Below are 23059 nucleotides of genomic sequence, written 5' to 3'. Positions count from 1 at the left end.
GATTGTGGGGCGGCTTGGACCAAGGGCGCGCCCGCGGCGTGCCCTGTTCGAGTTACGCTTACATGACCGTTGCCACGTCGCTCATTCCCGGACTGGACGATATCGTCAAACGCGGCGATCCGCGGCGACGCGGCGATATCGCGCGCGCCATCTCCGAATTGTTCTTCCAGGATGCCGCCAATCTCCGTCCCGAACTCATCGATCTCTTCGACAATCTCCTGATCGACCTCGTGCCGCATGCGGAGCTTGCCTCGCGCGCCGACCTGGCCGAGCGCTTCTCGCACCTGAACAATGCGCCGCCGCATCTGGTGAATCAGCTTGCGCGCGAAAACGAAATCGCGGTCGCGGGTCCGGTCCTGCGCCGCTCCCCGGTGCTCGACGACGCCGCGCTGGTCGAGATTGCGCGGTTGAAAGGTCAGGGGCATTTGCTGGCGATGACGGAGCGCCCCGCTCTGTCTCCCGTCATCACCGACGTGCTGGTCGAGCGCGGCGATCGCAACGTGGTGCGCCGCGCCGCGGGCAATGCCGGCGCAGCGTTCTCACCCGGCAGCTATTCCGAGCTGATCAAGCGTGCGGCGCACGACGGCGTGCTGACGCTCAAGGTCGGCCAGCGCAATGATCTCTCGGGCGAGAACCTGAAACAGCTTCTGGACGGTACGCTCGACGTCATCCGCCGTCGGCTCTCCAGCGTGGTCAATCCCGCGCGCCAGGTCGAGATCAAGCGGGCGATGGTGGCCATCGAGGAGGCCGCGCGGCCGCCGGGACCGCGGCGCGATTTCTCCGCGGCCCAGCGCACGGTGCTGGCGTTGCATCGCGACGGCCATCTCGGCGAGAGCGCGCTGCTCGGCTTCGCCAAGGCAAACAAATACGAGGAATCGATCGCCTCGCTTTCGGCGATGGCCGGCGTTCGCCTCTCGGTCCTCGACCGCCTGATCTCGGGCGATCGCTACGATCCGATCCTCATCCTCGGCCGCGTGCTGAATCTCGGCTGGCCCACGGTGCGCGCGCTCATCCTGCTCTGGTACGGCCCGCACCGCACGCCGGCCGATGCCGACATCGAGGCCGCGCGCGTGAACTTCACGCGCCTGATGCCGGCGACCGCCGAGCGCGTCGTGACTTTCTGGCGCAACCGGCAGACGATCTAGAGCCGTTTGAACCGCAGGTAAGCCGCCTTGCGTCCTTCGCGCGCGGCCTTCCGGCCGTAGCGCGTCATGGTGTAGCCCGGCCATGGCTGCCTGAAATCGTCGGCGCGCTCGGCAAGCCAGACGAAGTCCTGCGAATGCGCAAGATGCGACAGCGTCCAGGCGCAGTAATCGTCGATGTCGCAGACGAAGCGGAATTCGCCGTTCGGCTTCAGCACGCGCGCCATCGCCGCGATCGTCCTGTCCTGGACGAAGCGCCGTTTCCAGTGCCGCCGCTTCGGCCAGGGATCCGGATGGATCAGGTCGATCCGCGACAGCGATGCCTTGGGCAGCCAGGCCAGCAGTTCGGCCGCATCGCCTGCAAACAGGCGGATGTTGCCGATGTTGGCGACTTCGATCTGCGCGAGGATCTTTGCCATGCCGTTGACATAGGGCTCGCAGCCGATGAAGCCTGTCGTGGCGAAGCTCCGGGCCTCGGCCGCGAGATGCTCGCCGCCGCCGAAGCCGATCTCGAGCCGCACATCTTCAGTGGCGGCGTCGAAGATCTCGCTTGCATCCGCCGGCGTCTCGCCGTCGATGTCGAGCGCCAGATGCGGCAGCAGATGACCAATCAGCTCGACCTGGTGCTGCCTGAGCTTGTGACCCTTGCGGCGCCCGAAGAACGCGCGCTCGCTGTCGTCGCGATCGGGGTCCGATTTGCGCTCGCTCATCGCAGCGTCTGGTACAGGCGATGGAGCAGCCGCGCGCGCGGCGCGAGCGACGAGATGTAGAGTTGCTCATAATGGGTGTGCGCGCCCTTGCCGTCGACGCCGAGACCGTCGAGCGTCGCGGTATGGGCCGCAGTGAAATTGCCGTCCGAGCCGCCGCCGGTGTGGGTGTCGACCAGCTCGAAGCCGATCTCGCCGGCGAGCGTCTTCGCGTGCTCGTAGAGCGAGGCGCCTGCGTTGCTCTTCTCGTAGGGCGGACGATTGAGTCCACCGGTGACGGTGACGGTGACGCCGTCGGTCTTCGACGTCAGCCCAAGGATCTTGCCGACGAACTCCTCTGCGTCCCTGAGGCTGAGCACGCGCAGATCGACTTCGGCATAGGCTTCTTCGGGGGTGACGTTGGGGCGTGTGCCGCCACGCACCACGCCGACATTGACGGTGACGCCGCGCGCGAGGTCGTTCATCCCTTCCAGAGCCAGGATGACGTTGCCGAGCTCGCGCACGGCGCTGCGTCCGTCTTCCGGCCGTGAGCCGGCATGCGCGGGCACGCCCTTGATTGATACCTTGAAGCGCCCGACGCCTTTGCGTCCGGTGACGATCTTGCCGCCGTCGCGCGCCGGCTCCGTCACCAGCACGTATTTAGCCTTGCGCCCTTCCGCCTCGATGAGTGTGCGAGAGGTGGGGCTGCCGATCTCCTCGTCGGAGGTGAACAGATGCGTGATGCCGAGCGGCGAGCGATCCACCGTGGCACACAATGCGCGAAACGCGTGATGGGCGATGTAGGCGCCGCCCTTCATGTCGTAGATGCCGGGACCGAACGCGACGTCACCCTCGACCTTGAACGGCAGGCGCTCGATGAATCCCATGGGATGAACGGTATCGAGGTGGCTCAGCACCAGGATGCCCGGCCGGTCCTGCCCCCAATTCGTGCGCGCGATGAGATGGTCGCCGCAGCCTTCGACACCGGCGACGCGCTCGAGCGTGACGGGCAGATCGCGGTATTGCTCCGCGACCACGGACATCAGCCTGTTGACCTGTTCAGGCGCTTCCGTCGGCGTCTCGATCGCCACCCAGCGGCGGATGCCATCGAGAATAGTTTGGGAATCGAACCAATTGGAGCTGGTCATGCGCGCATCTGTGCCCTTGAATCGCATCATCGGAGTGGACACGCATCAAAGCGCGGCCGGAAATGACGACATAGGCCAGATTTGACGCGGTCTCAAATCGCCATTGAGATCGTGCGTCAGCGCTTGTCGGGGCCTTCGCGGGCCGCGATCTGCTCGACGAGATCGACGATCGAGCGGCGCATCTTCGAATCGGTGATTCGCGTGAATGCCTTGGTCAAGGCAAGCCCCTCGGAGGTCGCGAGAAAGTCCGACACATAGGAGGGCGAGGCGCCTTCGCTGAAGCCATCCGGGCCCGCCACGCCGCTCGGGCCGCCCTCGAACAGGAACGACACCGGCACCTGGAGAATCTCGGCGATCTGCTGGATGCGGCTTGCGCCGACCCGGTTGGTGCCCTTCTCGTATTTCTGAACTTGCTGGAAAGTCAGGCCCAAAGCTTCACCGAGCTTTTCCTGGCTCATGCCCAACATGATGCGGCGCATACGCACGCGACTGCCGACATATTTGTCAACAGGGTTGGGCGCTTTCGACATTTCCTCAGCCCTCCAAACACCACCCTCAGCGCAATCAACTGGAATGCCTCAGGTGCAAGCAACGTCAAATCAAACCCTGTTATTGGAAAACATTGCGGAGAAATTTAGCAATGCACCACTGTCTTTTGCAGCCGGTGCAGAATGAGGAGCCCGCGTGCAGTCTGTCAACTGTGGGACTACGGTTGTCAAAAGCTTCCGGCCGCCTCCACGGCGACGGCGCGATCAGGCCTTTCGCTCGCCGGCGCGTCGGCGGACGGCCAGAAACACGGCCAGCGCGACGAGCATGGCGGCCGGTACATCGCCCACCCGCGCATAGACGGTCGGTGAGATCGCGGCAGGCAGACTTGCATCCAAAATGCCTTCGATTCCGAGACCGAGGCTGGCGACGGTGCGGCCCACGGGATCGATCACCGCAGAGACACCCGTATTGGCGGAGCGGACGAGCGGCAATCCGAGTTCGACGGCGCGCATCCGCGACTGCTCCAGATGCTGATAGGGACCGGTCGAAATGCCGAACCAGCCGTCATTGGTGAGGTTCACGATCCAGCCCGGACGTTCGTTGCGTCCAGCCACTTCGCCGGGAAAGATTGCCTCGTAACAGATCAGCGGCAGCGCGGGCGGCGCACCGGGCACCTGCAGCGCGTGCCGCACCGTGCCGGGAATGAAGCCGCCGCGCATGCGCGTCAGTTGCTCGAAACCGAGCTTCTCCATCAACGCCTGGTAGGGAAGAAATTCTCCGAACGGCACCAAATGCAACTTGTCGTACACTGCGAGCACGCTGCCGTCGTGATCGATGACATAGATCGAATTATAGGCACGCGTGATCGGCGTGCCGCGCGGCAGGTCGGGCGCGCGGACCGAACCCGTGATCAGCACCGTGCCCTGAGGCAGAAGATCGGCGATTTGCGCCATCGCGTCGGCTTCGCGGGTCAGGAAGAACGGAAAGGCGGATTCCGGCCAGATCAGGATGGTGGCATCGCGCACGCCCGTCGATTGCGGGCCGGAGGCGCGGTCCGACAGCGCCAGGTATTTTTTCATCACCTCCGATTTGGCGGCGTAGTTGAATTTGGCGTCCTGCTGCAGGTTCGGTTGCATCAGGCGCAGCTTGGCGCCTGAGACCATCGTGGTTGGATGCAGCGACAGGCGGATCGCGCCGAAAATGCTCATGACAAGCAGGAGCGCAATTGCCGCCGCCGGCACGCGCCACGCCAGGCGGCGATCGGGCGTGCGGTCGATCAGCGTCGCGGGGCTGGCGAAGATCGCAACCGTCAGGAACGTCATCCCCCACAGACCGACCAGCGAGGCGGTCTGCGCCAGCGGCAACGGCTCGGACAACGCGTAGCCGAACGCGTTCCAGGGAAACCCGGTCAGCGCGTGGCCGCGCAGCCATTCGCTGACCGTGAGGCTCGCGGCGAGCGCGAGCACGCGTGTGGCATTCTTGGTCCAGAGCAGGCGGGCAAGCGCAAAGCCCATCGCGGTGAAGATCGACAGATAAGCCGGCAGGCCGAGCACGGCGAACGGTGTCAGCCAGGCGAACACGTCCGCATCGACGAAGAAGGCGTAGCCGATCCAGTAGAGGCCGGGGACGAAATAGCCGAGCCCGAACCAGTAGCCGGTCAGCGCTGCGGCGGGGACGCCGCCATAGCGTCCGGCGCCGGCGCCGTCGATCAGCCAGACCAGCACCGGGAAGGTGATGAACAGCACCGGGAACAGGTTGAACGGCGCCAGCGCCAGCACCGACAGCGCTCCGCACGCCATGGCGATGATTGCGCGCTTCCATCCCCAGGCGAGGATGATGGCAAGCGCAATTTGCCGAAGTCGCTGGAACGGGCTCACTGCTGGCCGGTCCCGTCGCTCGGCGGCGGGGTGGGCGTGTCATTGGCCGGCGATTGAGCGCTGTCCGGCGCAGCCTCGCGGCGCCGGGTCTCGCGCTGAGTGCGCGGCGCGGGGCGCTCCTTCCGCGTGGAGATGCGCAGCCGCTTGACGCGTCGCGGATCCGCATCGAGCACCTCGATCTCGTAATTGCCGGGACCCGAGATCACCTCGCCGCGCACCGGCAGGCGCCCGACGAAGCTGACGAGATAGCCGCCGAGCGTCTCCACTTCCTCGCCGGCCTCGCCGGTGACGAAATCCTCGCCGATCACCGTGCGAACGTCGTCGAGGCTGGCGCGGGCGTCGGCGATGAAGGCATTGTCGGGCAGGCGCACGATCGAGGGCGGCTCGTCGCTGTCGTGTTCGTCGTCGATCTCGCCGACGATCTGCTCGACAATGTCCTCGAGCGAGACCAGCCCGTCGCTGCCGCCATATTCGTCGACCACCAGCGCCAGGTGGATGCGCGTGGCCTGCATCTGCGCCAGCAGGTCGATCGCCCGCATCGACGGCGGCACGTAGAGCAACTTGCGAATGATGCGCGCATCCTCGAGCGGCATCGCAAGATCGACGGCGCGGAGGTCGAGCCCGGCCGGCAGCGGCTTCTTGCGCTTGGTCTTGGTCGCTTCCGAGACGCGGGCACGCGAGGTCATGAAAGCGAGCAGGTCGCGGATGTGGACGATGCCGACGGGATCGTCGAGCGTCTCGTTGAAGACCACGAGGCGCGAATGGCCGGCGCCCTCGAAGCGGTCCATCAGCTCGCCGAGCGGGATGTCGCGTTTGACCGCGACGACGTCGGCGCGATGCACCATGACGTCGGCGATGCGGCGCTCGTGCAGGCCAAGGATGTTGCGCAGCATGGTGCGCTCGACCGCCGAGAAGCCGGTGTCGTCGGGCGTCGTCGCATCGAGCACGACCTGGAGGTCGTCGCGCACCGATCCCGCCTTCCAGCCGAACAGCGTGCGAATGGCACGCAGCAGCCAGCCATCGGCGGTCGGGCGCATCACCTCGCCCTGGGTCACCACGACCGGCAAATTGGCCGAATGGCGCGGGTTGTCGTGGATCGGGTCGGAGTCCGGCATCTCAGTGCGTCCCTGCGCGGTCTGCATAGGGATCGGGAATTCCGAGGTGAGCCAGGATCTGCGTCTCCAGTGCTTCCATCTCCTCGGCGTCGCCGTCGTTCTCGTGGTCGTAGCCGATCAGGTGCAGGAAGCCGTGCACGGCGAGATGGCTCAGATGGTGGTCGAACGGCTTTTGTTCCTCGTCCGCCTCGCGCCGCATGGTCTCGTAGGCGATCGCGATGTCGCCGAGCATGCGCGGAGCATCGCCCGGTTTCCACTCGCTCTCCGGCTGGAGCGCTGGAAACGACAGCACGTTGGTCGGCTTGTCGATGCCGCGCCAATTGCTGTTGAGGGTGCGGATGCCGGCATCATCGGTCAGCATCACCGCCACTTCGGCGTCGGCAACGTCTTCGTCGACACTTTCAGCCGCGGCGGCAACCGCGCGCTGGATCACGGCTTCGGAATCGGGTTCGCGTTGCCAGCAATCGGCGACGACGAGGACCTCGGTCATGGGAAGATTCGGTTGCGACATTGTCTTTGTTCGGAACGATGAGGCGCCGTGTCCGCGCCCTCTGGGTCCGGCTGTTACCTCGTCAGGATTTGCCGGCGGCCGGCCGCTGCGGCGAGCCTTCGTAGGCGGCGACGATCCGTGCCACGAGTTCGTGGCGGATCACGTCCTCGGCTTTGAAATGAACCTGGGCAATGCCCTCGACACCGCCCAGGAGGCGGGTCGCTTCGGCCAGGCCCGAAGTCTGGCCGTTCGGCAGATCGATCTGCGAGGGGTCGCCGGTCACGATCATGCGGCTGTTCTCGCCGAGGCGCGTCAGGAACATCTTCATCTGCATCGACGTGGTGTTCTGCGCTTCGTCAAGGATGATGGCGGCGTTGGTGAGGGTACGGCCGCGCATGAAAGCGAGCGGCGCGATCTCGATCTCGCCGGTCTGGAGCGCGCGCTCGACGATGCGCGCATCCATGAGGTCGTAGAGCGCGTCGTAGATCGGGCGCAGATAAGGATCGACCTTCTCGCGGAGATCGCCGGGCAAGAAGCCGAGCCGCTCGCCGGCCTCCACCGCCGGACGCGACAGGATGATCTTGTCGACCTCCTTGCGCTCGAACAGTTGCGCGGCATGCGCGACCGCGAGCCAGGTCTTGCCGGTACCGGCCGGGCCGATGCCGAACACCAGCTCGTGACGCTTCAGCGCGCGGATGTAGGAATCCTGCGCGGCGGTGCGTGCGCGCACCGGGCGCTTGCGCAGATTGATGCTGTCGAAGGCCGCCGATTTGGCCGATTTGGCGTCGAATTCGAACAGCGAGCCTTGCGCGATCACGGCGCGGATCGCGCCCTCGACCTCGCCCTGGTCGAGATCCTGCCCCTTCACGGCCTGGGCGTAGAGCGTTTCCAGCACGCGGCGCGCGGCATCGCAGCCGTCGCGCGTGCCGCCGATCGTGATGTGGTTGCCTTTGGAATCGACGACGACGCCGAGCCGCCGCTCGATCTGCGCCAGATGCTGGCCATAGGGGCCGACCAGCGCGGAAGCGGCGCGGTTGTCGTCGAAGTCGATGACGACCTGGGTCTCGGGCGGAACCTGCATGTCGCGGTCGAATTTGCGGCTGGGAGCGAGCGAAGACGAATCCGATGCGCTTTTGGGCAAGGGTTCAGGCTCCAGTGGCTTGCGATAAAACGGGCTCGCGCGCGCCGTGCGGGGTCACGAGCTCGCCGAGGAAGCTGTAGCGTTCGAGGCTGTCGATCCTGACCGGCAGGATCTGACCGATGATGTCGGGCGGGGCCATCACATGGGCGGGCTGAAGGAACGCGGTGCGGCCGACGATCTGGCCGTGCTTGCGCGCCGGACGTTCGAACAGTACGTCGACCGTTGAGCCAATCGCGGCCTTGTTGAAGGCCGATTGCTGGCTGTCGATCAGTTCCTGGAGCCGCTCCAATCGCTGGTCCATCTCGGCGGGGGACACCGTCTCCTGCATGTCCGCGGCCGGCGTTCCCGGCCGGGCGGAGTATTTGAACGAATAAGCCGCAGCGTAGCCGATTTGCGTGACAAGCGCGAGGGTGGCGAGAAAATCTTGCTCGCTCTCGCCGGGGAAGCCGACGATGAAATCTGATGAAAAAGCAATGTCTTGGCGCGCGGACCGGAAACGGTCGATGACATCGAGATAATCATCGGCGGTATGTTTCCGGTTCATGGCCGCCAGAATCCGGTCCGAGCCCGACTGCACCGGCAGGTGCACGAACGGCATCAGGGCACCGAGATCGCGATGGGCGGCAATCAGACTGTCGTCGACGTCGCGGGGGTGGCTGGTCGAGTAGCGCAGCCGCGCGATGCCGGGAATTGCCGCCAGATGCTCGAGCAGCCGGCCGAGCGGCCAGGTTTTTCCGTCCGGTCCGTCGCCGTGATAGGCGTTGACGTTCTGCCCGATCAGCGTGAGCTCGCGGACGCCGTTGTCGGCCAGCCGCTTCACGTCGTCGACGATCTTCGCCACGGGGCGCGAGACTTCGGCGCCGCGCGTATAGGGCACGACGCAGAAGGTGCAGAACTTGTCGCAACCTTCCTGCACTGTGACGAAAGCGGAAATGCCGCGCGCGCGGATCGCGTCGGGCTTGGGTTGGGCGAGAAAGCCGAATTTGTCCTGGGCCGGAAACTCGGTCTCGATCGCGCGGCCTTCGTCGCGCGCACGCTTCAAAAGCTCAGGAAGGTGATGATAGCTCTGCGGGCCGACAACGATGTCGACCACAGGCGCGCGGCGCGTGATCTCCCCACCTTCGGCCTGCGCGACGCAGCCCGCGACCGCGATCTGCATCGCCCGCCCTGCGCGGGCGGCCTCGTCCTTGGCGACGCGCAGCCGTCCGAGCTCGGAATAGACCTTTTCGGAGGCCTTCTCGCGGATATGGCAGGTGTTGAGGATGACGAGGTCGGCGTCCTCGGCGTTTGCCGTCTCCACGAATCCTTCCGGAGCCAGTGTATCCACCATGCGCTGGGCATCGTAGACGTTCATCTGGCAGCCATATGATTTGATGTGCAGCTTGCGCGGCGGCGTCATGGAACCCGGAATTGTGGTGGAGGACGGCCCTCAGATATAGGTTGGAGGAACGAAAATCCAGCCAATGGGGGCGGGAGGCTCGTTCGGGGCGCCAAGCAGCCGCCAAGTGCGGAATCGCGAGGTTTGGCGTCGGATTCAGCCCGCCAAAGTGTCCAAAGCGACCCGCCGGACCAACTCCGGCAACTGCCGCATGTCGTCGAACGTCGATCCGGCGCCGGCGGCGCGCAGCCTTTCGGCGTGCCCCGGCGGGCAGTGACTGCCGCCGTGAAAGCCCAGCACGGTCATCCCGGCGGCGTGCGCACCGGTCACCCCGGGGACGCTGTCTTCGATCACAAGGCACCGTTCCGGCGCGACTTTCATCTGGGTCGCGGCAAACAGGAACAGATCGGGCGCGGGCTTGCCGCGTGCGACCTGGCTCGCTGAAAAGATGTGCGGAGCGAGCAGGTCGTAGAGCCCGGCGCAGGTCAGGCCGTGCGTGATCTTCTCCGGCGAGCCGCTCGACGCGACGCATTTGGGCAGATCGATTGCGCCGATCGCCGCAGCCACATGGGTGATCGGCTGCAGATCGCTGGCGTAGAATTGCAGCGTGGCCGCGCTGATCTGCTGCTCCAGATCACCCGGGAGGCTGCGACCGATCTCCTGTTCGACCATCAGCCGCGCGTCCCTCTCGGATACGCCGAGGAAGCGGACCAGCACTTGCTCGGATGTGATCGGATAACCGTGCCGCGTCAGGACATCCGCATGGGCGCGGCAGGAGATGACCTCGCTGTCCACGAGCACGCCGTCGCAGTCGAAGATGATGAGGTCGACGGGCACTAAATCAGGACGTCGGCTTGTCGTCGTCGAGCGGGACGCAATAGAGCTCGAGCCGGTGGTCGACCAGCTTGTAGCCGAGCTTGCGGGCGATTTCCGCCTGCAGCTTCTCGATCTCTTCAGAGGTGAACTCGATCACCTTGCCGTCGCGCAGGTTGATGAGGTGGTCGTGATGGCTGTCGCGCATCTGCTCGTAGCGCGCGCGGCCCTCGCGGAAATCATGGCGCTCGATGATGCCGGCATCCTCGAACAGCTTGACGGTGCGATAGACTGTCGAGATCGAGATCTTGTCGTCGACCGCGACACAACGCCGGTACAATTCCTCGACATCGGGATGATCGACCGCCTCCGCGAGCACGCGGGCGATGACACGGCGCTGCTCGGTCATGCGCATGCCGGTGGCGGCACAGCGCGCCTCGATGCCGGACGCCTTGGATGCGGAAGAAGGTTTCAGTGCGGTCATAGTTTGTCTGCCTGGCGGGGCGCTTTCTGCCACCAATGTTACGACAAGTCACGCCGCATCAGAAGGGCGTTCAAATGTTCCCCGTCGGGCTGCTTATAGTAGCGTTCGCGGCGCCCGACCACCACGAATCCGGCCCCCTCGTAGAGCCGCCGGGCCGGCTGGTTGTTTTCCTCGACCTCGAGAAATATCGTGCGCACGCCGCGCCCTGCGAGATGGCCGAGATGGGTCATCAGCAGCGTGCGGGAGAGGCCGCGGCCGCGATAGGCCTCGTCCACCGCGATCGAGAGGATTTCCGCTTCATCCGCGCCGATCCGCGATACCGCGAATCCGACGGTCCTGCGTCCCTGGCGCAACCGATGCACCAGCGTGTTGCGCTCGCTGACCATGCCCTCGAATTCGCCCTCGCCCCAGCCGCGCGCGAAGGAGGCGCCGTGCAGCTGCGCCAGCCGCGCGGCGTCACGCACGGATGCAGGCTCGACGGCGGCGGTGCCGCCGCGCCACCATTCCGACAACCATCTCATCATGGGGTCGCGGCTTGTGCTGCAAACGGCGGCTGTGCCGCCGGCTTGGCGTCGGGCGCTTTCAGATAGAACGGCCGCGCCGGATTCGTCGCGGGATCGGCCGCCGCGCCGAGCCATGCGACCCAGCCGATATCGGGCGCGGGCTGCGCGTCGACTGCGACCGGCTGCGGGACATCCTTCGGCCAGCGCTCGGCGAGGATGTTTGCGGCATTGCCGACAAGATGCGGCGCGCCGAATTGCGAGGCCGCGATCGCTTCGTCGATGGACGCGACGCTCGGCCGAACCAGCTGGCTGCCGTCGCCGGCGACGATCTGGAAATAGACATGGTCGTGCCGCGCGTCGATCGCGGAGATCACCGGCGCCGATTTGCCCTGGCCGACGATGGCGGCGGCATAGGCCGACAAGGTGGTGAGGCCGATCGCCGGCCGCTCGGCCGCGAGCGCCAGGCCGCGCGCCGCCGAAATGCCGACGCGCAGACCGGTGAAGCTTCCGGGGCCGACGGTGACCGCGATGCGGTCGAGCGCGGTGAAGGCGAGATTGGCCGATTGCATGACGCGCGCGATCATCGGCATCAGCGCCTCGGCGTGGCCGCGCTTCATGAGAAGCTGCTCCTGCGCGAGGAGCGCGCCGGCGTCGGTGTCGAGCACGGCGACGGAGCAGGCGTCGAGGGCAGTATCGATGGCGAGGATCAGCATGGAATGAGCTTAATCGGTCGGGCCGCGGTCGAACCAGTCCAAGTTTGGTTTCTCGACAGGCGCACGATCAGCCCCGTAATTCTACGTGGGCGCGAAATCGCTGGAATTTCGCGCAGCCTTTCTTGGGCAGATGCGCTGATTTGCAACCTGAGGGATAGCTAAGTATTTGAAATATTGTCATTTTAAGCAATCGTTAGCAAACCAATGACACCATCGATGGGTGGGAGAGACGGGTCAATGGCGACTCGGACGGGATGCTTCGGCAGATCAAGCCGGCCCCGTTGCAGTCATTTGGAAAGGTTCATTTATGTCTTTTTGGCGAAGCGGTTCTTCGGCTAGGGAGGCTTTGGCTCAAGTCATCGCACTCGGCAAGTCACAGGCGGTGATCGAATTCAATCTCGACGGCACCATCATCACGGCCAACCAGAATTTCCTGGACGTGATGGGCTACCGGCTCGACGAGATCGCCGGCAAGCACCACAGCGTGTTCGTGATGCCGGAGGAACGGGGCAGCGCCGCCTATCGCGATTTCTGGGCGCGGCTTGGTCGCGGCGAATATCAGGCCGCCGAATACAAGCGGCTCGGCAAGGGCGGCCGCGAGATCTGGATCCAGGCGTCCTACAATCCGATCATCAACGAGGCCGGCAAGCCGGTAAAAGTGGTCAAGTTCGCGACCGACATCACCGCGCGCAAGATCCGCAGCCTGGAGGATGCCGGAAAGATCTCCGCGATCGGCCGCGCCCAGGCGGTGATCGAGTTCAACCTCGACGGCACCATCATCACCGCCAACGAGAATTTCCTGAGTGTGATGGGCTATTCGCTCGACGAGATCCAGGGCCGGCATCACAGCATGTTCGTCGGGGCGAGCGAGCGCGACAGCGCGGCCTATCGCGCGTTCTGGGCGAACCTTGCCCGCAGCGAATTCCAATCAGCCGAGTACAAGCGTTTCGGCAAGGACGGAAAGGAGGTCTGGATTCTCGCCTCCTACAATCCGATCCTTGATGACGCCGGCAAGCCGTTCAAGGTGGTGAAGTTCGCCACCGACATCAGCGCGCAAAAGCTGTCAAACGCGAATTTCGCCGGGCAGATCGAGGCGATCGGCAAGTCGCAGGCCGTGATCGAGTTCGACATGGATGGCAAGATTTTGACCGCCAACGAGAACTTCCTCGGTGCGCTCGGCTACACGTTGTCCGAGATCGTCGGCAAGCATCACGGCATGTTCGTGGGCGCCGATGAGCGCGACAGCGAAGCCTATCGTGCGTTCTGGGCGAGGCTGAACGCAGGTGAATTCCAGTCCGGCGAATATCAGCGCGTCGGCAAGGGCGGCCGGCAGGTCTTCATCCAGGCCTCCTACAATCCGATCCGTGACCTCAACGGGAAACCGTTCAAGGTCGTGAAATACGCCTCCGACACCACCGCCCAGGTGATCGCGCGCAAGCGCAGCGAGAAGGTGCGCGACATGATGGAATCGGTCGCCGCCGGCGCCGAGGAGTTGAACGCCTCGGTGCGCGAGATCGCGGAGGCGATGACCCGCTCGCGCGAGACGGCATCGACCGCGGTGGGGCGGGTCGAGGCAGCGGACCAGCAGGCGCAGCGGCTGACGCAGGCGGCGGAGTCGATGAGCATGATCGTGCAGCTCATCGGCAACATCACCGGTCAGATCAATTTGCTGGCGCTGAATGCGACTATCGAATCCGCGCGTGCAGGCGAGGCCGGTCGGGGCTTTGCGGTGGTGGCATCGGAAGTGAAGAACCTCGCCAATCAGGCCAAGCAGGCAGCCGACCGGATCGAGCAGGAGATCGGCAATCTGAACGGCATCTCGGTCGACGTGGTCGCTGCGTTGGGGGCGATCAGGGGCGCGATCGAGGGCGTCAGCGAATATGTGGCGTCAACAGCCGCCGCTGTCGAGGAGCAGAGCACGGTCACCAGCGAGATGTCGGCGAGCATGCGCAAGGCGGCGGAAGAAGCCGCGAGCATCGGTCAGGCGGCGTAGGAGAGATATGGTGGGCAAGGGCGCTCTTGCGCCGTGCCCACCACCTTTATCTTACGGCAGAGAAGGCGGGCACGCTTCGCCCACCGTACTCCGTCCAGGATGCGGTGCTTACATCGGTCGCACTTCAACCACGTCGGGCACGAAGTGCTTCAGCAAATTCTGGATGCCGTGCTGGAGGGTCGCTGTCGACGACGGGCAACCGGCGCACGAGCCCTTCATGTTGAGATAGACAATGCCGTCCTTGAAGCCGCGGAAGGTGATGTCGCCGCCGTCATTGGCGACCGCCGGCCGCACGCGGGTCTCGATCAGGTCCTTGATCATGTCGACCGTCTCGGCGTCGGACTCGTCGAAGAACTCGTCCTCGTCGTCGAGATCGGCAGCGCTCTGGGCTGCGCCATCGGCGAGCAGCGGCGCGCCGGACATGTAGTGCTCCATAATGGCGCCGAGAATCGCGGGCTTGAGCTGCTGCCATTCACCGTTCGCCTTGGTGACGGTGATGAAGTCCGATCCGTAGAACACGCCGGTGACGCCGGGCACCTCGAACAGTTTTTCGGCGAGCGGCGACTGCGCAGCCGATTCGCGGCTCGCAAACTCCATCGGGCTGCCGTCGACCACGGCGCGGCCGGGAATGAACTTCAGCGTGGCGGGATTGGGGGTGGCTTCGGTTTGAATGAACATGGTTTTCTCCAGACGTCGCCGGTTCAAGGCCGGCGCGTAGCCTATTCCCTAGCAGATGGCGACGGGGAACGCACGATCAAGGGGCGAGATGGCCGTTCCGTTGTTGTATCAGCAGGTTAGGGGCTCATACCCGCCGCTCCAGGGCAGGGGCAGGCGAAACCGAGCTACGACAGCGAATCCACGCTTTGGTCGCTCAGCGCGCCGGAAATGATCGTCACGGGAATCGGGAACGTCCCCAGCGCATGCGCCAGCAATGAGACCAATGGCCCCGGCCCTTCCGCACCGGGATTGGCGGCGAGCACCAGCATGGCGATCTCGGGGTCCTCGTCGATCACGGCGAGCAGCTGTTCCATCGGCGCGCCCTCGCGGATCACCCGCTCCGGTGTGATCGCGGCGATGCCATTGGCGCGGCCGGCGGCGCGGTCGAGCGCGGCCTCCGCTGCTTCCTGCGCTTCGGCGCGCATGATGTCGGCGACTCCGAGCCATTCCTGGGTCTGCTGTTCAGGCTCGATGATGCGCAGCATCACTACGCCGCCGCCGGCGCGGATCGCCCAGCGACTGGCATAATAGACCGCGCGATCCCATTCGGCGGTGTCGTCGACGACGACGAGGCATTTGGGCTTGTGACCCGGCTCGAAGCAAAGTCGCTTGCTGGTCATGCATGTCCCGGCATGTGCATGGCCGGCATGCTGCCACACTCCCGCAGAGTTGGGGAGGGGAGATGCGGCCGGCGCGCTGGCGCCGACCGTCTCTAGCGCCTGCGGATGAAGCCGACGATATCCTTGGAGAGCTTCATGGTCTCGTCGGCGATCGCCCGGGCCCGGTCGGCGCCGTCGTTGAGGATGGCGTCGATATGGCCGGGGTCGGCGACAAGGCGCTTCATCTCGCCGGCGATCGGAGCAAGCTTGGTGACGCACAGCTCCGCCAGCGCGTTCTTGAAGCTGGAGAACTGGCCGCCGCCGAATTCGCGCAGCACGTCCGCCTTGGCGCGGCCGGAGAGCGCGGCGAAGATGCCGACGAGATTGTCGGCTTCGGGGCGGGAGTCCAGCCCCTTCTCCTCCGACGGCAGCGGCTCCGGATCGGTCTTCGCCTTGCGGATCTTCTGCGCGATGGTGTCGGCATCGTCGGTCAGATTGATGCGCGAATTGTCCGACGCATCGGACTTCGACATCTTCTTGGTGCCGTCGCGCAGGCTCATCACGCGCGTCGCCGGGCCCGTGATCAGGGGTTCCGGCAGCGGGAAGAACAGGCCGTCATTGGCGCCCTGGGTGCGAATGGAGTCGCCGAAATCGTTGTTGAACTTCTGCGCGATGTCGCGCGAGAGCTCGAGATGCTGCTTCTGGTCCTCGCCGACCGGCACGTGAGTGGCGCGGTAGAGCAGGATGTCGGCGGCCATCAGCACGGGATAGTCGAACAGGCCGACGGAGGCGTTCTCACGGTCCTTGCCGGCCTTCTCCTTGAACTGGGTCATGCGGCCGAGCCAGCCCATGCGCGCGACGCAGTTGAAGATCCAGGCGAGCTCGGCATGGCCCGAGACCTGGCTCTGGTTGAACACGATGTGCTTGTTGGGATCGATGCCGGCCGCGATGAACGCCGCGGTGACCTCGCGGGTGTTGCGCGTGAGCTCGGCCGGGCCGCCCCAGACGTCGATGCCCTGCGTGATCGCGTGCATGTCGACGACGCAATAGATGCAGCTGTGGGTTTCCTGCATCTTCACGAAGTTGACGATCGCGCCGAGGTAATTGCCGAGATGCAGATTGCCCGTCGGCTGGACGCCCGAAAAGACCCGTTCAACGAATGGCATGGTAAGCCTTCCCATAGGTATTCGGCCGTCGTTTCCAACAGCGGCGCTGCCCCGTCAAGGGCAATTCGATGGATCTGCGCGCCGCAGACCGGCTAGGCGGCCCGCTTCAAGGCGGCTGCCGCCTCGCGCCAGGAAGCGGCGCCGAGGATTTGCAGCAGCAGGCCGTAAACGGCGATCCCGGCCGCGATCTGCAGGCCGAGCGCGATGAATTTGATGAAGCCGTGCGCCTCGGCGGGCACGAGGCCTGTGGTCAGCCAGAGCAGGGCGCCCATGACCGCGGCGGCGAGCACGATCCGCGGCAGCCGCTTGCGGGCGGCGGCGTCGACGGAGAAGCCGAACGCGGACGTGCCCTTGCGGAGCAGCGAGAGCGCGCTGCTCCAGGCGCCGGCCGCGATGCTCGCCGCAATCCCGCTGGCGCCGAAGAAATGGCCGAGCAGCACGGCAAGGCCGACCGCGACCACAAAGCCCTTGGCCGTCGCCAGCAGCGGCGTCATCGTGTCGCCGCGGGCATAGAAGGCCGGCGACAGCGCCTTGATCAGCACGTGCGCGGGCAGGCCCAGCGCCAGCCACATCAGCGCATGCGCGGTCGCCGCGCTGTCCCCGGCACCAAACGCGCCATGCTCGAACAACAGCCGCACGATCGGTTCGGCCAGCACGATCAGGCCGAGCGTGGCAGGGAGCGCCAGCCCGGTCGCAAGCTCAAGCGCGCGCGATTGCGCATGCGCCACCGCCTCCCTGTCGGAACTGGCGACGGCGCGTGTCAGCTCCGGCACCAGCACGGTGCCCATGGCGACGCCGACGATGCCTAGCGGCAGCTCGATCAGGCGGTTGGCGAAATACAGCCAGGACACCGCGGACGGCGTCGCCGATGCGATGATCGCGCCGGCCACCATCAGCCATTGCGGGCCCGAGCTTGCGATCATGCCGGGGATCGCCTTGGCGAAGAAGCCGCGCATCTCCTTGTCGAAACTGATGCGCAGCGGCGTCGCAAGGCGCGCGCTGCGCTGCGACAGCAGCATCAGGAGTTGCAGCAGGCCGGCGACGCCGACCGTGGCGGCCAGCAGCCAGGCGGCGAAGCCGGCGTCAGCGTGCCAGACCAGCAGCAAGGCGATCGCGGCGATCAGCGCGATGTTGAACAGCAGCGGCGAGAATGCCGTGAGCGCAAAGCGTCCCTGCGCATTCAGCAGGCCCATCAGCACCGTGACGGGGCCGGCGAAGGCGAGATAAGGCAGCATCAGCCGCGCGTTCGCGACGGCGAGATCGAGCGTTGTGCTGCCAACAAAGCCGGGCGCGATCACCGTCATGATCAGCGGCATCAACAGGGCAATGCCGAGCGAGATCGCGATCAGCGCCGCGCTGACGGTGCCGAGCACGCGTCCCGCGAATGCCGCCGCAGCCGCCGCGCCGTCGCGGTCCCGGACGCGCAGCCAGGCCGGGACCAGCGCCGCGTTCAGTGCCCCCTCGCTGAGCAGCCGGCGCACCACGTTGACGAGCTGAAACGCCGCCAGAAACGCGTCCGCCACGGCGCCCGTGCCGAGCAGGGCGGCAATCAGGGAATCGCGGGCAAAACCCAGCAGCCGCGAGGCCAGCGTTCCCGTCGAGACGGTCAGGAAGGAGCGGATCATCGGCTCTTTATCATACCGTTGCTTGCCCGCGCAGGCCCGGTCGTGATAGGCCGCGAGCCAGATTTCAGGCCGACAGGAAGCGGATTTTCGCAGGGTTCGCAATCCGCCAAACAGGATCAAGGTGAATGGCTGACGTGAAATATGACGTTCTCGGCATCGGCAACGCGCTGTTCGACGTGCTGGTCAGGACCGACGAGGCCTTTCTGGCCAAGCACGGCATGGCCAAGGGCAGCATGTCCCTGATCGACGAGGCGCGGGCGGCCGCCATCTACAAGGACATGGGGCCGGCCACTGAAGTCTCGGGCGGCTCGGCTGCCAACACCATCGTCGGCATCGGCAGCCTGGGGGCCCGCGCCGCCTATGTCGGCAAGGTCAAGGACGACCAGATCGGCAAGCTCTACGTCCACGATATCCGCGCCGCCGGCGTCGCCTTCAACACGCCCGCCGCGACGGATGGCCCCGCCACCGGCTGCTCCTACATCCTGGTCACGGATGACGGCGAGCGCACCATGAACACCTATCTCGGCGCGGCGCAGGACCTGTCGCCCGCCGACATCGACCCGGCCGAGATCGCCGCGGCCGGCATCGTCTATCTCGAGGGTTATCTCTGGGACCCCAAGAACGCCAAGGATGCCTTCGTCAAGGCGGCCAAGATCGCCCATGACGCCAGGCGCAAGGTGGCGCTGACGCTGTCGGATTCCTTCTGCGTCGACCGCTATCGCGACGAGTTTCTCTCCTTGATGCGCAACGGCACCGTCGACATCGTGTTCGCCAACGAGTCCGAGCTGCATTCGCTCTACATGACCTCGGACTTCGACACCGCGCTGAAGCAGCTGCGCAACGACGTCAATCTCGGCGTGGTCACCCGCAGTGAGAAGGGCTGCATGGTGGTCTCGTCTGAAGACGCCGTCGCAGCGCCTGCGTTCCCGGTCGACAAGGTGGTCGACACCACCGGGGCCGGCGATCTGTTCGCAGCAGGCTTTTTGTACGGCCTGTCGCGCAATCTCGCCTACAAGCAGTGCGGTGAGCTCGGTGCGCTCGCGGCTGCCGAAGTCATCCAGCACATCGGCGCGAGGCCGCTGGTGTCGCTGAAGGAGCTGGCCGGCCAGCGCGGGCTGACGGTTTAAGGCGCGACAGCCTCATTCTCCGCTGTCATCGCCCGACTCGATCGGGCGATCCAGTATTCCAGAGACTGTCGTGGGATACGGAGAAGCTGCGGCGTACTGGATCCCCCGCCTTCGCGGGGGATGACGACCGTCGTTTGGTGAGAGCTTCAGCTCCTCACGCCGTCTTCGCCGCCGTCAGCCCCAGCCGTTGCTCCACGGCATCGCGCATCACGAATTTCTGGATCTTGCCCGTCACCGTCATCGGAAACTCGTCGACGAATTCGACGTAGCGCGGAATCTTGTTGTGCGCGATCTGGCCGTCGCAGAAGGCGCGGACCTCCTCGGCCGTCAGCGTTTCGCCCGGCCTGACGCGGATCCAGGCACAGAGCTCCTCGCCGTAGCGGCTGTCGGCGACGCCAAAAATCTGCACGTCCTGGACCTTGGGGTGACGGTACAGGAATTCCTCGATCTCGCGCGGATAAAGGTTCTCGCCGCCGCGGATCACCAGGTCCTTGATGCGGCCGACGATGTTGCAATAGCCTGATGCATCGATGGTGGCGAGGTCGCCGGTGTGCATCCAGCCATTGGCGTCGAGCACGTCTGAGGTCTTTTCCTTCTCCTCCCAATAGCCCAGCATGACGCTGTAGCCGCGGGTGCAGAGCTCCCCGCGCTCGCCGCGCTTCACGATTTTGCCTTCGAGATCGACCACCTTCACCTCGACATGCGGGTGGATGCGGCCGACCGTGGAGACGCGCCGCTCGAGCGGATCGTCGGTCGCGCTCTGGAAGCTCACCGGGCTGGTCTCGGTCATGCCATAGGCGATGGTGACCTCGTGCATGTTCATCTCGGTGTTGACGCGCTTCATCACCTCGATCGGGCAGGGCGCGCCCGCCATGATGCCGGTGCGGAGTGATTTCAAATTGAAGTTCTTGAATTCGGGGTGATCGAGCTCCGCGATGAACATGGTCGGCACGCCATACAGCGCGGTGCATTTCTCCTGCTCGACCGCGCGCAGCGTCGCCAGCGGATCGAAGCCCTCGCCGGGGTAGACCATGGTGGTGCCGAGCGTAACGGAAGCGAGGTTGCCCATCACCATCCCGAAGCAATGATAGAGCGGCACCGGAATGCAGATGCGATCCTGCTCGGTCAGCCGCATCGCGCGTCCCGTGAAATAGCCGTTGTTGAGGATGTTGTGGTGGGTCAGCGTCACGCCCTTCGGCGATCCCGTGGTGCCGCTGGTGAACTGGATGTTGACGGGGTCGTCGAACTGAAGCGCAGCACCGAGCGCGGCAAGTTGCTCGCGATGCTCCGCTCTGCCCATGCGCGCGACCTCCTCGAAGGGGATCGTGCCTGAGGCCGCCGGGCCGCCGATCTGGATCACCATCCGCAAGGCCGGCAGTCGCGCCGCCTGCAACTGTCCGGGTTTGGCACGCGCCAGCTCCGGCAGCAGCGTGTTGAGCATCTCCATGTAGTTGCTGGTCTTGAACGCGGTGGCGGTGACGATCGCGGCGCAGCCGACCTTTTTCAGCGCGAATTCCAGCTCGCTGAGCCGGTAGGCCGGATTGATCGTCACCAGGATCAGGCCGGCCTTGGCGGCGGCGAACTGCGTCAGCGTCCATTCCGGCCGGTTCAGCGACCAGATGCCGATCCGCTCCCCGCGTTCGAGGCCGAGCGCGAGAAAGCCGGCGGCGAGCGCGTCGACCTGCCCGGCGAATTCTTTCCAGGTCCATCTGACGCCGTGGCTGGGCGAGACCAGCGCCTCGCGGCTCCCCCAGCGCCGCACCGCCTGGTCGAGGCTGCGACCGATGGTGTCGCCGAGCAGCGGTGTGTCCGAGATGCCGCAAACGTAGCTGTCCGCTTTATCCGTCAATTTGAAATCCTTTCGTCAAGTATGATGGCCGGGCCTTTCGCCGCGCCGAAGCGGCTTTGGCCGCGCAGGCGGGACTAGCCCGGCCATGACGCGTGGAGAGATCGGCTCTACCTCACGCCGCCTTCTGCCCGCTCCCTGCATCGAGCCCGGCATAGACCCCGCGCTCGAAGCCCGCGAATGCTTCCAGGCATTTGCCGTCGGCGAAGGGCAGCAGCTGCATCAGGATGACGCCGGTGACGTCGCGGGCCGGGTCGATCCAGTAGTAGGTGTTGGCAAGGCCCGCCCAGGCGAGGCTGCCGGCGCTGCGACCTTCGGCTGTCTTGGCTGTGTTGATCATGAAGCTGAGGCCCCATTTCTTGACCTGCTCCGGATAGAGATCGACGTCGTTGGTGTACATCGGCGCGGCCGTCGTCATCTTGCCCATGGCGAGATCGCCGATGTGGTTCTGTCCCATCGTCGCGACGGTCTCGGCCTTCAGCACCTGGTTGCCGTTGCCGCGGCCCTTGTTCAGGATCATCTGGGTGAACTTGATGTAGTCGGCCGCGGTCGAATAGAGGCCGCCGCCGCCCATGTGGAATTCCGGCTCTTGCTCGAGCTCGAACGGAATCGATGCGAGCTGGCCGTCCTCGCCGCGCGCATGCATGCCGACGAGGCGTTTGCGCATGCTGTCGGTGATCTTGAACGCCGTGTCGCTCATGCCGAGCGGGTTGAACAGATTGTCGCGCAAATAGGCGTCGAGCCGCTTGCCGCTGACGGCTTCCACGGCCTTGCCGACGAAGTCGATATTGGTGCCGTATTCCCAGCGCGTGCCGGGGTCGGTCATCACAGGCGTCTTCAGCGCCGCGTTCTGGCAGGTGGTGATCGGGGGAATGCCGTTCTTGTCGAGATAGACCGCGAGATCGCCGTTCCACATATTGTAGCAGAAGCCGGCGGTGTGGGTCATGAGCTGGCGCAGCGTGATCGGCCGCTTGGCCGGCCGCAGCTTCGCCTCGCCTTTGGCATCGAAGCCCTCGAGCACTTGCGGATTGGCGAGATCGGGCAGCACCTCGCCGATCGGCGCATCCAGCGACAGCTTGCCCTGCTCGACCAGCTGCATCGCGCCCGCCGATGTCACCGCCTTCGTCATCGAGGCGATCCAGAACACGCTGTCGGCCGTCATCGCGTCGGGCTTGGACAGGTCGCGCTTGCCGAACGCGCCCTGATAAAGCACGTCGTTGCCGCTGGCGGCGATCGCGACGACACCCGGAATCTCCTTGGCGTCGCTTTTCTGGCGCAGAATCTCGTCGATCTGAGCTTTGCTTTGCATGGCGTTTCCTCAAGGTTGATTATTGTTGGCAGTGATGGATTGTCCTCCGGCCCGTACCTGGGGGCAAGCGCGTCCAGATGCCCGCTTCGGTCGCGATGTCGTGACTTGACGGTCCATGCCCCGCGCAGGACGACAGGCGGGCCGAACGGCAACACTCCGTCACAATCTGCGGTGGATGGCCGCTACCCGCCGTGACCTTGGATGGGCGCTGGCGATATGTTTCCCGTGTTTGAAGCACTTGAAACATTTTGTGCGTTGCGGCGTTCAGCATTCGGCCCAATCGGCCGACGTTAAGACTTGATGCAAATTTGGCGGTCCGAAGCGGCCGTGAGGGGACCTCAGATGATTTCGACCTGGAGCGAATGGAAGCGCTATCCCCGTCCCGGACGGGGCGAGAACCTGGAGGCGCCGATTTCGCCCGGGATCTACGAGGTGCGCATCGCCGGGACCGGCGCGCTCTATTCGTTCGGTGCCGTCGACAATCTGGCGCAATCCCTGGCGCTGCTGCCGGTCGGCTCGAAAAACTGGTTCGGCCGCCGCAACCCGTCCGACGTTCCCGATCTCGAATACCGGACCTGCGCAACCTCGTCGAAGGCCGACGCCAAGGCCGCGGCAGAGCGCATGATCGGCCGCCGCGAGACCTATATGAGCGGCGCGGCCTAAGGCGGCTGCCGGTTTAACTCCCATCAGATGTGCGT

The 23059-nt window shown here is 65.3% G+C and carries 22 protein-coding genes; 4 read left to right on the top strand and 18 right to left on the bottom strand.

What is annotated here, in order from left to right:
• Positions 1–62: 62 nt before the first annotated feature.
• A complete protein-coding gene (locus tag CIT40_RS00215; protein WP_094894317.1) occupies positions 63–1145 on the top strand; it encodes a DUF2336 domain-containing protein in 1083 nt (360 codons plus the stop codon).
• Here the strand turns inward: CIT40_RS00215 and CIT40_RS00210 are convergent.
• From CIT40_RS00210 to tsaB, 12 genes are all read right to left on the bottom strand, one after another.
• Positions 1142–1852 (bottom strand): tRNA (guanine(46)-N(7))-methyltransferase TrmB, encoded by a 711-nt coding sequence (locus tag CIT40_RS00210; protein ID WP_094894319.1) that lies wholly within the window; start codon positions 1850–1852, stop codon positions 1142–1144. The genes CIT40_RS00215 and CIT40_RS00210 overlap by 4 nt on opposite strands.
• Positions 1849–3006, bottom strand: coding sequence for a M20 family metallopeptidase (locus CIT40_RS00205; protein ID WP_094894321.1), 1158 nt, complete (start codon positions 3004–3006; stop codon positions 1849–1851). Before CIT40_RS00205 ends, CIT40_RS00210 begins: the two co-directional genes overlap by 4 nt.
• A gap of 86 nt (positions 3007–3092) precedes the next feature.
• On the bottom strand, positions 3093–3506 hold the full coding sequence (locus CIT40_RS00200; protein ID WP_094894323.1) for a helix-turn-helix domain-containing protein: 414 nt from the start codon (positions 3504–3506) through the stop codon (positions 3093–3095).
• Between the two features lie 222 nt (positions 3507–3728).
• Complete coding sequence (lnt, locus tag CIT40_RS00195; protein ID WP_094894326.1) at positions 3729–5342, bottom strand: apolipoprotein N-acyltransferase; 1614 nt, start codon at positions 5340–5342, stop codon at positions 3729–3731.
• On the bottom strand, positions 5339–6457 hold the full coding sequence (locus tag CIT40_RS00190) for a hemolysin family protein (RefSeq protein WP_162307793.1): 1119 nt from the start codon (positions 6455–6457) through the stop codon (positions 5339–5341). Before CIT40_RS00190 ends, lnt begins: the two co-directional genes overlap by 4 nt.
• A 1-nt stretch (position 6458) precedes the next feature.
• On the bottom strand, positions 6459–6968 hold the full coding sequence (gene ybeY, locus CIT40_RS00185) for an rRNA maturation RNase YbeY (RefSeq protein ID WP_094894330.1): 510 nt from the start codon (positions 6966–6968) through the stop codon (positions 6459–6461).
• A 61-nt stretch (positions 6969–7029) separates the two neighbouring features.
• A complete protein-coding gene (locus tag CIT40_RS00180) occupies positions 7030–8028 on the bottom strand; it encodes a PhoH family protein (RefSeq protein ID WP_094894665.1) in 999 nt (332 codons plus the stop codon).
• A 64-nt stretch (positions 8029–8092) separates the two neighbouring features.
• The gene (gene miaB / locus CIT40_RS00175) at positions 8093–9487 is read right to left on the bottom strand and encodes a tRNA (N6-isopentenyl adenosine(37)-C2)-methylthiotransferase MiaB (RefSeq protein ID WP_094894333.1); all 1395 of its coding nucleotides are present in this window, start codon (positions 9485–9487) and stop codon (positions 8093–8095) included.
• Between the two features lie 135 nt (positions 9488–9622).
• Entirely contained in the window at positions 9623–10303 is a 681-nt protein-coding gene (locus CIT40_RS00170) for an HAD family hydrolase (protein ID WP_094894336.1), read from the bottom strand.
• Between the two features lie 4 nt (positions 10304–10307).
• Positions 10308–10763 (bottom strand): Fur family transcriptional regulator, encoded by a 456-nt coding sequence (locus CIT40_RS00165; RefSeq protein WP_094894339.1) that lies wholly within the window; start codon positions 10761–10763, stop codon positions 10308–10310.
• A gap of 38 nt (positions 10764–10801) precedes the next feature.
• The gene (gene rimI, locus CIT40_RS00160) at positions 10802–11287 is read right to left on the bottom strand and encodes a ribosomal protein S18-alanine N-acetyltransferase (protein WP_094894341.1); all 486 of its coding nucleotides are present in this window, start codon (positions 11285–11287) and stop codon (positions 10802–10804) included.
• Entirely contained in the window at positions 11284–11979 is a 696-nt protein-coding gene (gene tsaB, locus CIT40_RS00155) for a tRNA (adenosine(37)-N6)-threonylcarbamoyltransferase complex dimerization subunit type 1 TsaB (protein ID WP_094894344.1), read from the bottom strand. The genes rimI and tsaB overlap by 4 nt, the downstream gene beginning before the upstream one ends.
• A 307-nt stretch (positions 11980–12286) precedes the next feature.
• Between tsaB and CIT40_RS00150 the strand changes: the two genes are divergently transcribed.
• Positions 12287–13972, top strand: a complete 1686-nt coding sequence (locus CIT40_RS00150) for a methyl-accepting chemotaxis protein (RefSeq protein WP_167443385.1) — start codon at positions 12287–12289, stop codon at positions 13970–13972.
• A gap of 108 nt (positions 13973–14080) precedes the next feature.
• Here the strand turns inward: CIT40_RS00150 and CIT40_RS00145 are convergent, their stop codons facing one another.
• The 4 genes from CIT40_RS00145 to murJ form a co-directional block, all read right to left on the bottom strand.
• Positions 14081–14650 carry a NifU family protein gene (locus CIT40_RS00145; RefSeq protein WP_094894348.1) on the bottom strand — a complete coding sequence of 190 codons (570 nt, stop codon included), beginning with the start codon at positions 14648–14650 and terminating at the stop codon, positions 14081–14083.
• A 164-nt stretch (positions 14651–14814) separates the two neighbouring features.
• On the bottom strand, positions 14815–15309 hold the full coding sequence (locus tag CIT40_RS00140; protein ID WP_162307791.1) for a universal stress protein: 495 nt from the start codon (positions 15307–15309) through the stop codon (positions 14815–14817).
• A gap of 92 nt (positions 15310–15401) precedes the next feature.
• Entirely contained in the window at positions 15402–16454 is a 1053-nt protein-coding gene (gene trpS / locus CIT40_RS00135) for a tryptophan--tRNA ligase (protein ID WP_094894354.1), read from the bottom strand.
• 92 nt (positions 16455–16546) lie between these two features.
• A complete protein-coding gene (murJ, locus tag CIT40_RS00130) occupies positions 16547–18079 on the bottom strand; it encodes a murein biosynthesis integral membrane protein MurJ (protein WP_094894356.1) in 1533 nt (510 codons plus the stop codon).
• Between the two features lie 125 nt (positions 18080–18204).
• Here murJ and CIT40_RS00125 point away from each other — a divergent pair, with 125 nt between their 5' ends.
• On the top strand, positions 18205–19206 hold the full coding sequence (locus CIT40_RS00125) for an adenosine kinase (RefSeq protein WP_094894358.1): 1002 nt from the start codon (positions 18205–18207) through the stop codon (positions 19204–19206).
• A gap of 154 nt (positions 19207–19360) precedes the next feature.
• Here CIT40_RS00125 and CIT40_RS00120 read toward each other — a convergent pair whose 3' ends face one another.
• Both CIT40_RS00120 and CIT40_RS00115 read right to left on the bottom strand, forming a co-directional pair.
• A complete protein-coding gene (locus tag CIT40_RS00120) occupies positions 19361–21055 on the bottom strand; it encodes an AMP-binding protein (RefSeq protein ID WP_094894361.1) in 1695 nt (564 codons plus the stop codon).
• A gap of 112 nt (positions 21056–21167) precedes the next feature.
• On the bottom strand, positions 21168–22361 hold the full coding sequence (locus CIT40_RS00115; RefSeq protein ID WP_094894363.1) for a serine hydrolase domain-containing protein: 1194 nt from the start codon (positions 22359–22361) through the stop codon (positions 21168–21170).
• A gap of 342 nt (positions 22362–22703) precedes the next feature.
• On the opposite strand from CIT40_RS00115, the gene CIT40_RS00110 reads away from it, so the two are divergent.
• Entirely contained in the window at positions 22704–23024 is a 321-nt protein-coding gene (locus tag CIT40_RS00110) for a hypothetical protein (protein WP_094894365.1), read from the top strand.
• The last annotated feature ends 35 nt before the right edge of the window (positions 23025–23059 follow it).

The organism is Bradyrhizobium amphicarpaeae (assembly GCF_002266435.3).
Lineage (GTDB): Bacteria > Pseudomonadota > Alphaproteobacteria > Rhizobiales > Xanthobacteraceae > Bradyrhizobium > Bradyrhizobium amphicarpaeae.
This window is presented reverse-complemented; position numbering and strand designations above follow the sequence as displayed.